Source organism: Kitasatospora sp. CMC57 (assembly GCF_045866025.2).
Taxonomy (GTDB): domain Bacteria; phylum Actinomycetota; class Actinomycetes; order Streptomycetales; family Streptomycetaceae; genus Kitasatospora.
In genome coordinates, this window is sequence record NZ_AP035881.2 from 5,852,246 (window position 1) to 5,864,130 (window position 11,885).

Annotated in this window: 14 protein-coding genes; 7 read left to right on the forward strand and 7 right to left on the reverse strand. The window is 73.1% G+C overall.

What is annotated here, in order from left to right; translation table 11 throughout:
- The first annotated feature begins 50 nt into the window (after window positions 1–50).
- Window positions 51–1,232 carry a molybdopterin-dependent oxidoreductase gene (locus ACKUU6_RS26165; protein ID WP_407991015.1) on the forward strand — a complete coding sequence of 394 codons (1,182 nt, stop codon included), beginning with the start codon at window positions 51–53 and terminating at the stop codon, window positions 1,230–1,232.
- Window positions 1,229–1,642, forward strand: a complete 414-nt coding sequence (locus tag ACKUU6_RS26170) for a hypothetical protein (RefSeq protein ID WP_407991016.1) — start codon at window positions 1,229–1,231, stop codon at window positions 1,640–1,642. Before ACKUU6_RS26165 ends, ACKUU6_RS26170 begins: the two co-directional genes overlap by 4 nt.
- Here ACKUU6_RS26170 and ACKUU6_RS26175 read toward each other — a convergent pair.
- On the reverse strand, window positions 1,620–2,480 hold the full coding sequence (locus ACKUU6_RS26175) for an S-methyl-5'-thioadenosine phosphorylase (protein WP_407991017.1): 861 nt from the start codon (window positions 2,478–2,480) through the stop codon (window positions 1,620–1,622). The two genes, ACKUU6_RS26170 and ACKUU6_RS26175, sit on opposite strands and share 23 nt — an antisense overlap.
- A gap of 305 nt (window positions 2,481–2,785) precedes the next feature.
- Between ACKUU6_RS26175 and ACKUU6_RS26180 the strand changes: the two genes are divergently transcribed.
- On the forward strand, window positions 2,786–3,403 hold the full coding sequence (locus ACKUU6_RS26180; protein WP_407991018.1) for a TetR/AcrR family transcriptional regulator C-terminal domain-containing protein: 618 nt from the start codon (window positions 2,786–2,788) through the stop codon (window positions 3,401–3,403).
- A gap of 73 nt (window positions 3,404–3,476) precedes the next feature.
- Here the strand turns inward: ACKUU6_RS26180 and ACKUU6_RS26185 are convergent, their stop codons facing one another.
- From ACKUU6_RS26185 to ACKUU6_RS26195, 3 genes are all read right to left on the reverse strand, one after another.
- Window positions 3,477–3,857 carry a thioredoxin family protein gene (locus tag ACKUU6_RS26185; protein WP_407991019.1) on the reverse strand — a complete coding sequence of 127 codons (381 nt, stop codon included), beginning with the start codon at window positions 3,855–3,857 and terminating at the stop codon, window positions 3,477–3,479.
- A gap of 101 nt (window positions 3,858–3,958) precedes the next feature.
- Window positions 3,959–4,348, reverse strand: a complete 390-nt coding sequence (locus ACKUU6_RS26190) for a hypothetical protein (protein WP_407991020.1) — start codon at window positions 4,346–4,348, stop codon at window positions 3,959–3,961.
- A gap of 283 nt (window positions 4,349–4,631) precedes the next feature.
- Window positions 4,632–5,252, reverse strand: a complete 621-nt coding sequence (locus tag ACKUU6_RS26195; protein WP_407991021.1) for a hypothetical protein — start codon at window positions 5,250–5,252, stop codon at window positions 4,632–4,634.
- A 351-nt stretch (window positions 5,253–5,603) separates the two neighbouring features.
- Here ACKUU6_RS26195 and ACKUU6_RS26200 point away from each other — a divergent pair, with 351 nt between their 5' ends.
- On the forward strand, window positions 5,604–7,061 hold the full coding sequence (locus ACKUU6_RS26200; protein ID WP_407991022.1) for a DUF4331 domain-containing protein: 1,458 nt from the start codon (window positions 5,604–5,606) through the stop codon (window positions 7,059–7,061).
- Window positions 7,058–8,335: a tetratricopeptide repeat protein gene (locus ACKUU6_RS26205; protein ID WP_407991023.1), complete on the forward strand. Its 1,278-nt coding sequence runs from the start codon at window positions 7,058–7,060 to the stop codon at window positions 8,333–8,335. The genes ACKUU6_RS26200 and ACKUU6_RS26205 overlap by 4 nt, the downstream gene beginning before the upstream one ends.
- Before the next feature lie 186 nt (window positions 8,336–8,521).
- On the opposite strand, the gene ACKUU6_RS26210 is transcribed toward ACKUU6_RS26205, so the two are convergent.
- Window positions 8,522–9,064 (reverse strand): DUF1990 family protein, encoded by a 543-nt coding sequence (locus tag ACKUU6_RS26210; protein ID WP_407991024.1) that lies wholly within the window; start codon window positions 9,062–9,064, stop codon window positions 8,522–8,524.
- Entirely contained in the window at window positions 9,061–9,885 is an 825-nt protein-coding gene (locus ACKUU6_RS26215; RefSeq protein ID WP_407991025.1) for a YndJ family protein, read from the reverse strand. Before ACKUU6_RS26215 ends, ACKUU6_RS26210 begins: the two co-directional genes overlap by 4 nt.
- A 120-nt stretch (window positions 9,886–10,005) precedes the next feature.
- On the opposite strand from ACKUU6_RS26215, the gene ACKUU6_RS26220 reads away from it, so the two are divergent.
- Together ACKUU6_RS26220 and ACKUU6_RS26225 are read left to right on the forward strand one after the other, a co-directional pair.
- Complete coding sequence (locus ACKUU6_RS26220) at window positions 10,006–10,137, forward strand: hypothetical protein (protein ID WP_407991026.1); 132 nt, start codon at window positions 10,006–10,008, stop codon at window positions 10,135–10,137.
- 66 nt (window positions 10,138–10,203) lie between these two features.
- On the forward strand, window positions 10,204–10,476 hold the full coding sequence (locus ACKUU6_RS26225) for a DUF1876 domain-containing protein (protein WP_407991027.1): 273 nt from the start codon (window positions 10,204–10,206) through the stop codon (window positions 10,474–10,476).
- A gap of 75 nt (window positions 10,477–10,551) precedes the next feature.
- Here the strand turns inward: ACKUU6_RS26225 and ACKUU6_RS26230 are convergent, their stop codons facing one another.
- Window positions 10,552–11,766 carry an NAD(P)/FAD-dependent oxidoreductase gene (locus ACKUU6_RS26230; protein WP_407991028.1) on the reverse strand — a complete coding sequence of 405 codons (1,215 nt, stop codon included), beginning with the start codon at window positions 11,764–11,766 and terminating at the stop codon, window positions 10,552–10,554.
- Window positions 11,767–11,885 lie beyond the last annotated feature (119 nt).

An 11,885-nucleotide genomic window follows, 5' to 3' on the forward strand; every position in this document is an offset into this window, starting at 1 on the left:
TAAGCATGTCGAAGGCACCGCTGCGCACGGATCGGCGCTCTCATGAGGACATGAACGAGACCTCCACCGGAGACGGACCGCGCCGGTTCGACATCCCCTTGCCGCAGCCGCCGGACGCCCTGCGGATCGGCCCGCTGCGCGAGGGCACCTTCCGCTCGCCGCTGCACGAGGCCCGGACCGCCGTGGTCGTCGGCCGCCGGCTCGGCGCGGCCATCCTCCTCTGCTTCCTGAGCGGCCTGCTCAGCCACGTTCTCCAGGAGCCCCCCGGCTGGCTGCGGGACCACCTGCCGAGCCGGCCGGTGAACGGCTACCGGGTCACCCAGGGGCTGCACGTGATCGCCGGGATCGCCGCCGTGCCACTGCTGGGCGCGAAACTCTGGACCGTGTACCCGAAGTTGTTCGAGTGGCCGCCCGCGCGCAGCGTCCGGCACCTGGCGGAGCGTCTGGCCATCGCCGTCCTGGTCGCCGCGACCCTGCTTGAACTCTTCACCGGCCTGCTCAACACCCTGCAGTGGTACCCGTGGCCGTTCCCGTTCCGCCAGACCCACTTCTGGCTGGGCTGGATCATCACCGGCGCCCTGCTGCTGCACGTCACCGCCAAGGCCACGGCCATCGGCGAGCACTGGTGGCGTGGGCGCGCAGCCCTGCCGGGACGCCGGGCGTTCCTCGGCACGGTGACCGCCTCGGTCGCGGCCGTCACGGTGACCACTGCGGGGCAGAGTATCCCCGGGCTGCGGGCGGTCGACCTGCTCGCTCCGCGCCGGCCCGACCTCGGAAGCCAGGGCCTGCCCGTCAACCGCACCGCCGCCCAGGCCGGCACCACCGCTGTCCCCGCGGACTGGCGGCTCACGGTCGACGGCCCCGTCCCGCTCCACCTCTCGATGGCCGAACTGCTGACCATGCCTCAGCACACCGCGCCCCTGCCGATCGCCTGCGTCGAAGGCTGGAGCGCCTCCGCCGACTGGACCGGCGTGCGGCTGCGTGACCTGCTCGACCGGGCGGGTGCCCCGGCGGACGCCCGGCTGCGGATCGTCTCCCTGGAGAGCTCCGGCCCGTACGCCGTCACCGAGATGGCCCCGACCTACGCCCGCGACCCGCTCACCCTGCTGGCCCTCCGGGTCAACGGTCAGGTGCTGGACGCAGATCACGGCTACCCGGCCCGGATCATCGCCCCGAACCGCCCGGGCGTCCTGCAGACCAAGTGGGTCTCCCGGATCGAGGTGCTCGGATGAGCCCGCTGCGCTGGATCACCGGATCGGCCGGGGTGGCCCTGCTGGGCTACGGCGTGTTCGGACTGCTGAACGACCCCCAGATCGCCGACCCGCTGGACGTGCTCCTCTGGTCGGCCGGCGCCGTGGTGATCCATGACGGCGTGTGGGTGCCGCTGGTCCTGCTGGTGGGTGTCCTCGTGCTCCGCAGTCCGGTGCTGCGCGCCGGTCTCGCGGTGGCCGCCGCGATCAGCGTCATCGCCGTGCCGGCCGTCCTACGGTCCGGAGCGGACCACGGAAACCCGTCCGTCCTCCCGCTGCCCTACCTGCGCAACTGGCTTCTCCTGCTGGCCGCCGTCGCGGTCGTGACCACAGCGGCGGCCGGGTGGAACGCGGCCCGCCGGGCCAGGCTCAAGGGGCCGGAACGCCCCTGAGCCCGGTCCGCAGCCCGTCCAGGGCCTGCGTGCAGGCGCACTCCCGGACGGCCGGCAGTTCCTCCAGCGCCCCGAACAGCACCGAGCGCAGCCGTTCGACGTTGCGTCCGAAGAACTCCAGCACCTCGGCGTGGGTGACACCCTCGCCCGCCTCCACACCCGCGTCGAGGTCGGTCACCAGCGCGACGGAGCTGTAGCAGAGGGCCAACTCCCGCGCGAGGACCGCCTCCGGATGACCCGTCATCCCCACCACCGACCAGCCGTTGGCGCCGAACCAGCGGGACTCCGCACGGGTCGAGAAGCGCGGCCCCTCCACGACCACCAGCGTCCCGCCGTCCACCGGCTCCCAGGCGCAGCCCCGGGCCGCTTCCAGCAGGGCGTTCCGCCCCGTAGCGCAGTACGGATCGGCCAGCGCGACATGGACGACCTCCGGCACCGTGCCGTCCGGCAGCGGCAGCCCGTCGTAGAAGGTCTGCGCCCGTCCCGAGGTCCGGTCGACGAACTGGTCCGGCACCACCAGCGTGCCGGGACCGTACTCCGCCCGCAGCCCGCCCACCGCACACGGCGCCAGCACCTGACGCACCCCCAGCGAGTGCAGCGCCCAGAGATTCGCCCGGTAGTTGATCCGGTGCGGGGGCAGTCTGTGCCGGCGTCCGTGTCGGGGGAGGAACGCCACCCGGCGGCCGCCGACCTCGCCCAGGAACAGCGAGTCGCTCGGCCGACCGTACGGCGTGTCGACCACCACCTCGGTCACGTCGTCGAGCAGCGCGTACAGGCCGGACCCGCCGATCACACCGAGTTCGGCGCGGACGGCGGGAGTTGGGAGCACCTCGGGCATCACGGGCAGCCTTCCGATCCGGCCCGGCCTCGGCCGGGCGGCGTCACCACGAAACCGCCCGGACTCGGGCCCGGCGGCACCCGAGCACCCTATGAGCCGCCACCAGGGGGCTGCGGGCCGATCGTCTTACGAAACGCGAACGCCTCATCGTCGTGTGACGGCACCTGTGCTGGTGGAGGCCGCGTGCGGGGCGTCTCCGCCCTTGCTCGGCCGACCGCTCCGGGAACGGGAGTCGCACCGCAACAGGCTGTAACGTGGCCGGACCGGCGGACGGGTGCCGGGAGGGCGAAGGGGGAGGCAGGGACGTGGGACGACCCAGCAGGGCGCTGCTGAGCAGGGAGATCATCGCCAGGGCGGCGCTCGCGGTGGTGGACGAGAGCGGCCCGGACGGCCTCACCATGCGGGCGCTGGCCGACCGGCTCGGGGTCAAGGCCGCCTCCCTCTACAACCACGTGGCGGGCAAGGACGAGCTGCTCGACTCGCTCGCCGAGCTGGTCAACGCCGAGATCGACCTCGCCCCGCTGGCCGATCCGGAGTGGCGGGCGGGCATCGCCGGGTACGCCCGGGGCTACCGTGCGGTCTTCCGCCGGCACCCCAACACGATCGCCCTGCTGGCCCGCCGCCGGGTCGAGGCCGAACGCCAACTGCTGGGCTACGAAGCGCTGCTGGCCGCACTCGGCCGGGCCGGTCTCGGGCCGGCCGACGCGGCGGAGGCGGCGGCGGCACTGGACTACCTGGTGCTCGGCTCCGCGCTGGAGACCTTCACCGCGGGCTTTGCGCGCCCGGCCGAGGAGTACCGGCCGGGCTACCCGTCACTGGCCGAGGCCCTGACCGAGTCGGCCGCCCGGGGCGGCGGGCTGGACGAACGCGGTTTCGAACTGGCCCTCCGACTGCTGCTGGACGGGCTGGCCGCCCGGGTCTGAGCGTGCGGTGAGCCTTGAACGCGCGGCGGGCGGGCCCGGTCTCGTCCCCGGGCCCGCCCACGTGCTCAGCCGCCTACTTCTGCTCGGACTTCTCCGCCGCCACCTTGGCCCTGACCTCGTCCATGTCCAGCGCGCGGGCCTTGCCGATCAGGTCCTCCAGCACCGGCTCGGGCAGGGCACCCGCCTGGGAGAAGACCAGCGTGCCGTCCCGGATGATCGCCAGGGTCGGGATCGACTGGATGTCGAAGGCCGCCGCCAGCTCCCGCTGCGCCTCGGTGTCCACCTTGGCGAAGACGATGTCGGAGTGGCGCTCGGCGGCCTTCTCGTAGACCGGCGCGAACCGTACGCAGGGGCCGCACCAGCCGGCCCAGAAGTCGATGAAGACGAAGTTCCGGTCGTCAGCGCCCCCGATCACCTCGTCGAAGTTCTCGGTGGTCAGTTCGACGGTGCTCATATCGGCCTGCCTGCCCTTCTCGTCCGGCTGGGGTCTGCGTGCGTTCTGCGTGCGTTCTGCGTCGGCGTCAACGGTCCGGTCCGCCGGGCTATTCCACCGGCCTACTTGGTGGGCACGTAGTCGAAGCGCGGCGTCAGCGTGCCGAGCAGCGAGTGGGCCTGCAGGCCCTCGCCGAAGTACGTACGGGTCAGCCCGGCCACGTCCTTGGTGATGTGGAACGGCACCTCCTTCAGCCGGAAGCCGGTGAAGGTGGGCTGGGCGTTGGCCAGGACCTCGGCGGGGGTGGTGTAGGCGACCATGGTCTCCTCCAGTACCGGCTGCCCGTTCACGTGGAGTCCGGCCGAGTAACCGGGCTCGGGCATGACCCGGATCCGGGTCGGGATCAGCTCGACGGTGGTCCGGCTGCTCTCCTGGGTGAAGGTGATGCCGCCGGGGTAGAAGATCCGGCCCTTCTCGTCCAGGTGGTCACCGGCGGTCGTCCCGATCGGCATGTCGAAGCCGTCGCCGTCGGGGTCCAGCGTGAACGGTGCGATCGCACCCAGCGTGAGGCCGTTGGCACGGAGCCACGCCTTGGTCGTGTCGCTGAGCCGGAGGAGGGCACTGCCCCAGGGGAGACGTAGATCCCGGACGCGCGGTGACCGGCGCCCTGGCCGGCCGGCACCACCGCCCGGGCGGACGGGGCCAGGCCGACCGGTGCGGCCAGCACCAGAGCGGCGGCGGCGGCGAAGGCGAACTTGCGGAGGATGCGCATGGCTTGCTCCTGGGTGAGGGGCGTCAGGGGATGTAGCGGAACTCGCCGGACAGCACGCCGAACGGCTCCCCGGCGTGGAACGAGGTGCCGAGCGCCTCGTTGAGGGTGTCGGCGCCGATGTCGGTGAGGGTGAGCGGCACCTTCGCGGTCCGCACGCCACCGAAGGTCAGACCCCAGCCCGCACCGAAGGCGTCGCGCAGGGTGTACGAGCAGAACAGCTGCTCGGTCGGGGACTTGGTGCCGTTGACCTCCAGATAGGAGGAGAGGCCGCGGTTGGGCGAGAAGCGCAGCCAGAACTCGTCCATGGTCCAGCTGCCGCCTGTGTCCGGGGTGCTGAGACGGACGCCGCCGGGGTAGTAGACCCGGCCGAAGTTCTCCAGGTCGATGTAGTCGCCGGACGTCCAGCCGATGTCGCTGATGATGCCGCTGTCGTCCGGCGGCGCGGTGACGGGCGCGATCGGGGTGATCACCACGGCCCGGTCGGCCAGTCGGGCCTTGAAGCTGTCGGCCCAGGTGACCTGGGCGGTGCCCCACGGCGAGACGTACGGGCCGGAGGGCATGCCGGAGGCCGAGGCGGTGGCCGGGGTGACCATGGTCATCAGCAGCGCTGCGAAGAGCATCGAGAAGAGCCGACGTAGTTTCATGTGATTCCTTGACTAGCGGGTCAACTCGCCGACCGCAGCGGGGGGATGGGCATGCGGGCGCGCCGAACCGGGGGCCGGTCGGCCCTGATCGGGGATGCGCTCGAAGGCTAGCGGCCACCGGGCTCGATCCGTGTACGCATGACGCCTGAGGGGTAAGGCCTGCGGCCGAAGTTGGGCCACCCGGGGGAATGGCATGACACGTCCGTGGGAGTCGGCGGGTGCGGAGTGCGCGAAGATCCACTCCGCCCTACGTTTGTCCCTGGCCGTCCGGGTAACGGGCTGCCTTGCGCTGCCCCAACGCCGCTGCCGTGCAGGGAATTTGGGTCAGCCTCCGCGAACCCTGGAGCCGCCATGTCCGCATCCGCCGGTATCCGTCGTCCGAGTCGCCGCCTGTTCCTCGGCGGCGCCGTCGCCACCCTGGCCGCCGCCGCGCTCGGCGGTCCGCTGCTCGGCCTGGGCCAGGCCGGTGGGCACTTCGACTCGCCCGCCGTGCTGGCGGACGGGCAGGCCAACCTCACCGACGTGTACGCCTTCACCAGCCCGGACGACCACGACCAGGTGACCATCGTGGTCGACGTCCAGCCCGGCCAACTCCCGGGCGCCGGGCTGCTGAACTACCCGTTCGCCACCCGCGCCAGGTACGAGGTGCACCTCGACGGCAGGGGCACCGGGCAGCCGGACACCACGTACCGGTGGACCTTCAGGAACGAGGACCGGCGGCTGTTCGGCGCCGGGCCGATCGCGGTCGGCCCGGTGCGCTCGCTCAGGGACAACTCGCTGCTGTTCAAGCAGCGTTACACCCTGGAGCGGATCAGGAACGGGCGGACCGAGACGTTGGTCTCCGACGGCACCGCCGCGCCGACCCACACGGGTCTGGCCCTGATGCCCGACTACGGCGCGCTGCGTGCCGAGGCCACCCGCAGTCTGCCCGGCGGCGGCCGGACGCTGGCGGGCCAGATCGCCGAGCCGTTCGTCGCCGACACCCGGGTGTTCGGACTCTTCACGGTCGGCACCGTCGGGCCGGTCCCAGGAGCGCTACCCGCCGCCGGACCGCTCTCCGCGCTGAACGTCGGCACGCTGGTGCTCCAGCTCCCCAAGCGTGAACTCGCCCTGAACGGCGACCCGGAGCGCAACCCGGTGGTCGGCATCTGGGCCACTGTCTCCCGCGAGAGTGCCGACCTCTCCCGTGACCTGCGGACCCAGGACGCGACGTACCGGCAGGTCGGACGGCTCGGCAACCCGCACATCATGTTCGCGCTCTGGGGCACCTTCGCCGGACTCTCCCAGCCAGGCGGTCCGGAGGACCGGTTCAACGCCAGGCCGGCCGAACTCGACGCGCAGGACGAGGAGTTCCTCGCCGCCGCGCTCGACCCGGTGCCGCCCCGCCGGATCGGGGCGGCCCAGGGCTTCGCCGCCCCGGCCGGGCCGCGCACCGACATCCGGGCGCTCTTCCTCGGCGGCCTCGGCAGGGACAACGGCTCCCGGTTCGGCACCGACCTCAACACCCAGGCGATGAACGCCGACGCCGACCCGGCCGCCCTCCGTTGGGCCGATCAACTGCGGCTCAACCTCACCACCCCGGTCAGCGCGCACCCGCACCCGTACGGCGTGCTCGACGGCGACCTCCAGGGCTACCCCAACGGCCGCCGCCTGAACGACGAGATCGACGTACCGCTGCTCCGGATGCTGGAGGGTGAGCCCTCGGGCCGTTCGGCCGCGCACCTGCTGCCGCCGGCCTCCTTCAACTGGCAGCCGAAGCCCGCCTCCGACATCTTCCCGTACGTCAACCTGCCGCACGCGGGCCCGTGACCCGTCGTCGCTACCTGACCCGCGCGGCCGGCGGCGGACTGGTGGTACTGGCCTGTGCCGTCGGGCTGCTGGCCCTCGGTCCGGGCGGCCCGGGTGGCCCGGCCGCGCAGCCCGTCCGGGTCCAGGCACCGCCACCGGCCGACAGCTTGGCCGCTGCCCGGCAGGCGGCCGGGCAGCGGCCGGGGGACGCCATCGCCTGGGCCGAACTGGGCCTGGCGGCGGTGGACCGGGCCAGGACCACCCTCGACGGCGGGCAGCTGGCGGAGGCCGACCGGGCGCTGGCCCGCTCGCTCGCCTTCCGCCCCGAGCGCAACTACGAGGCCCAGATCGGCTCGGGAATGCTCGCCAATGCCCGCCACGAGTTCGCCACCGCACGGGAGTTCGGCCTGCGCTCGACCGGTATGGCGCCCGACCGGGCCGCCGGGTACGCGGTGCTCGCGGACGCCGAGCTCCAGCTCGGCAACCTCTCCGCCGCCACCGCCGCCACCCAGCGCCTGCTGGACCTGTCCCCCACCACGGCGGCGTACACCCGCGCCTCCTATGACCTGGAGACGCACGGGCGGACGGCGGAGGCGGTGCTCGCGCTGGAACGGGCCCTGGAAATCGCCGTGACCCCGGGCGAACAGGCTTTCAGTGCCCACCGGTTGGGCGATCTGGAGTGGGAACAGGGCCGGCCCGAGCAGGCCGAGCAGCACTACCGGCACGCGCTGGCCGTCCAACCCGACGACCACTGCGCCGCCTTCGGGCTGGCCCGCACCGCCGCCGCGCTCGGCCGGACCGACGAGGCGCTGCGCCGGTACGCGGAGCTGGTGGCCCGGGTGCCGCAGCCGCAGTTCCTGCTGGAGTACGCCGAGTTGCAGCTGAGCAGCGGGCACCCGGCCGAGGCGGAAGCCCAGTTGGCCACGCTGGCCGGCGAAGTCCGGCTGGCCACCGGGCCGCTGGACCTCCAACTGGCCCGCTACCTGGCCGACCACGGTGACCCGGCGGAGGCCGTCCGGCTGCTGACCGAGGAGTGGCAGCGGCGGCACAGCCCGCTGGTCGCGGAGGAGCTGGCCTGGGCCCTGCACCAGGCGGGACGGGACCAGGAGGCGCTGCCACATGCCCGGTTCGCCGCCGGGGCGGGAGGCACCAGCGCCCTGGCGGCGTACCGCAGCGGAGTTATCGAGCACGCCCTAGCCCTGCCCGGCGCCGCCGAGCTGCTCCGCACTGCGCTGCGGCGCAACCCGTACTTCTCGGCCCGGAAGGCCGCCCACGCCCGGGAGTTGCTGGGCTAGGCCCTGTCCGGGCGATCTTGCCGGGCGTGCGACGTCGGACCCGCCGCGCCGGCGGCTGATGTCACAGCCCGGCTGGACGCACGGCCGGAGCGCCCAAGTACGACCCGGTACGAGGCCGTTCCGGCCGCACGCCCAGCCGGGCGCCCGACGCCGCACGCTGATCCGACAAGATCGCCTGGACAGGGCCTAGTACCGCGCCCGGCGGAGCACCTGGCCGAGCTGCCGGGCGTACAGCTTCTGCAGCAGCGGCACCACGGGACCGGCCAGCCGGGTGTACCAGCAGGCCGGGCGGCTGAACGCGGTGACGGTGAACCAGACCGCCCGGTCGGCGCCCATCGTCACGATGAACGACTCCTCGCCCTGCTCGGGGTGGCCCGCCAGGGTGCCGTAGGCGAAGCCGATCCGGCCCGGTTCCGCGACGGTCCAGACCACCTCGGCAGGAGCCTCGAACCGGAGCCGCCCCAGCCCCAGGCCGACCACCAGCCGGACTCCCGGCGCGGCCGCCTCGGCGTCGGCCCGGACGGTGGCCCCGGTGCCCCGGTGCATCCGCCAGCCGGTCAGCGCCGCGCCTGCGGCTTCCAGGGCTTCGCGGCCGTGGCCGATCAGCACGCGGTGGCGGAGGTACAGGTATCCCTCGGGCAACTGGTCGGGCTCGCGGGTGGCGCCGACCTCGGGGTAGTTGAAGGTGGTCCTCGGTGCGGTGTCGCCCCTCGGCGTGGTGGTGGTCATCGGTCCAGCTCCTTGAGTCGGCGCCAGGCGAGCAGCGCGCAGAGCGCGAAGCCGAGCGCGTTGCCGAGGCCGTGGGTGGCGGCCATCCAGGTGAGGGTGGGGTGGGTCAGGCCGGTGGCCTCACCGAGGGCCCACCAGAGGGCGAGCAGCATGGTGACCACCAGGACGGCGGCCGAGCAGCGCAGCAGCCGCCCGGTCAGCCGGTCGGGTGCGCCGTGGCCGACGTCCTGCCAGCTGAGCAGTCCGACCAGCCACATCCCGGTGGTCAGCACGACGGCCCCGGCCAGCTCGGCCCAGTCGTCGACGAAGTACCCGGCCAGCACCAGCAGGGTGCCGAGCGGGACGCTGAGCGCCGCCGCCCCGGCCAGCTGCGGACGGCTCCGGACAGTGCGGCAGACCAGTCCGGCCACCAGCGCGGCGGTGAAGCCGGCGAAGTGGAAGTGCGGGACGGTGAGCGCCAGGATGTCGAGGTCGAAGTCGAACAGCCGGGTGCCCGAGCGCTCCGCGACCAGGGCGAGCCCGGCCACCGAGGGCGAGACCAGGGCGGTGAGCGCCGCGATCTCGCTGGGAGCGACCGAGCGGTACCGGGCCAGCCGGACCGGTGCGAGCGTGGCCAGCGCGAGCGTGCCGGCCGCGTAGACCGAGGCCAGTGCGGTGGCGGTGGCCCCGCGCGGTAGCCAGAGCGCCACGGCGCCGGGCAGTGCGGCCAGCGGCCAGAGCCGGGCCAGCGCGGCGCTGCCAGGGCCGCCGAGCAGTCCGAGGCCGACCGGCACCACGGCCAGCATGCCGAGCATCACGATCAGGTTGACCAGCGTGGTCACGGCGGCCGCCCCTCTGTTGAACGCGTTCAAACCCTTCTGTCGGAGACTCTACGCCATCTCTGAACGCGTTCAATACTCCGCCGGACGTGGCGCGGAGCACACTGGAACGAGGAGGACGACATGCCCAAGATCCCGCTCATCTGCCCCCGTTGCGGACAGCCCCAACAGGTCGTCCCCGGCGGCCCCGACCGCCCGGTCAAGGTGGTGCACAGCGCGACCGGCCGAGAGGAGTGCGAACCGCCGAAGGACTGACCTGGCCGAGACCCGGCCACCGGGAGCAGGCTGGAGGGAGAGGATCTCCCGGAGGTGGTGGTGAAGATGACCCGGACACTCGTTGGCTGGCACGTCGAGCTGGAGTTCGCCGAGGAGGGCGACCGGACCAAGGCGGCAGCGCTGGTCCGGCTGGCCGACGGCACCGAACTCAGGGCGCACGGCTACAGCACCCGGCACCACGACGACCGCCCGCAGCTGCGGGTCGGCGAGGAGGTGGCCGGGGCCCGCGCGCTGAACGAGCTGGCGATGCAGCTGCTCACCAAGGCCCATGACGAACTGCGCGAGGGCTCCCGGCCCACCGACTACCCGGTCAGCTGACCCGACCGGTCAGCCGACGCCCGGCCGTCAGCCCAGGCCGACACCCGGCCGTCAGCCCAGGCCGACCTCTGCCCGTCAGTCCAGGCCGATCCGGTCCAGCGGTACGCCCGGATCGGCCAGCGCGTCCGGGTCCACTTGGCGTCCCGAGCGGACCAGCTCGCGGATCGGATCGGTCACGTCCCACACGTTGACGTTCATCCCGGCCAGCACCCGCCCGCCGTCCAGCCAGAACGCGATGAACTCGCGGCTCGCCCGGTTGCCCCGGAACACCACCCGGTCGAAGCCGCCGGGCCGCACGTAGCCGGTGTACTCCATGCCGAGGTCGTACTGGTCGGTGAAGAAGTACGGCACCCGATCGTGCACCGCGTCCTGGCCGAGCATCGACCGGGCGGCCGTCCTGGGCTGGTGCAGGGCGTTGGCCCAGTGCTCGACCCGGATCGGGTGGCCGTACAGCGGGTGCAGGGCGTTGGCCACGTCGCCGGCCGCGTAGACGTCGGGGGCCGAGGTGGCCAGGTACTGGTCGGTGTGGATGCCGTTGTCGACGGTCAGGCCGGCCGCCTCGGCCAGTTCGGTGTTCGGGGTGATGCCGATGCCGACCACCACCGCGTCGGCCGGCACCAGCGCGCCGTCGGCCAACCGGACGCCGTCCCCGGTCACCTCGGTCACCTGCACGCCGAACCGCAGGTCGACGCCGTGCGACCGGTGAAGGTCGGCGAACACCTCCGCCGCCTCCCGCCCGAGCACCCGCAGCAGCGGCAGCTCGGCGGCCTCCAGCACCGTCACCTCGGCCCCCGCCTCGCGGGCCGCCGCCGCAGTCTCCAGACCGATCCAGCCGGCGCCGATCACCACGATCCGGGCGCCGGGGTGGATCGCGGCCTTGATCCGCTCGCAGTCCTGGACGGTGCGCAGGTACAGCACCTGGCCGCCGTCCGCGCCGGGGACGGTCAGGCGGCGTGGCGAGGAGCCGGTGGTGAGCAGCAGCTTGGCGTACCCGAGCCGGCTGCCGTCGGCCAGGCTGACGGTGTGTCCGACCGGGTCGATCGCGGTAGCCCGGGCGCCGAGCCAGAGGTCCACGCGCTGCTCGGCGTACCACTCGGCCGGATGGACGTAGATCTTCTCCCGTGCGGTCTTGCCCATCAGGTAGCCCTTGGACAGCGGTGGCCGCTCGTACGGCCGCTCGGGCTCGGCGCCGATCAGCGTGATCGCCCCCTCGAACCCCTCCGCCCGCAGCGTCTCCGCCGCCTTCGCCCCCGCCAGGCTCGCTCCCACGACGACGTATCCGGTCTTCATCGCGGCTCCTCTCGTCGGCCCCATCACACCCCGGAGATCTGCCCGCCGCGAGCCGAACCACCCCTCCCGGGCAGGTCGGCTCAGGGCTGCTCTTCGACTCACGTCGGTGGGCGGAGTCG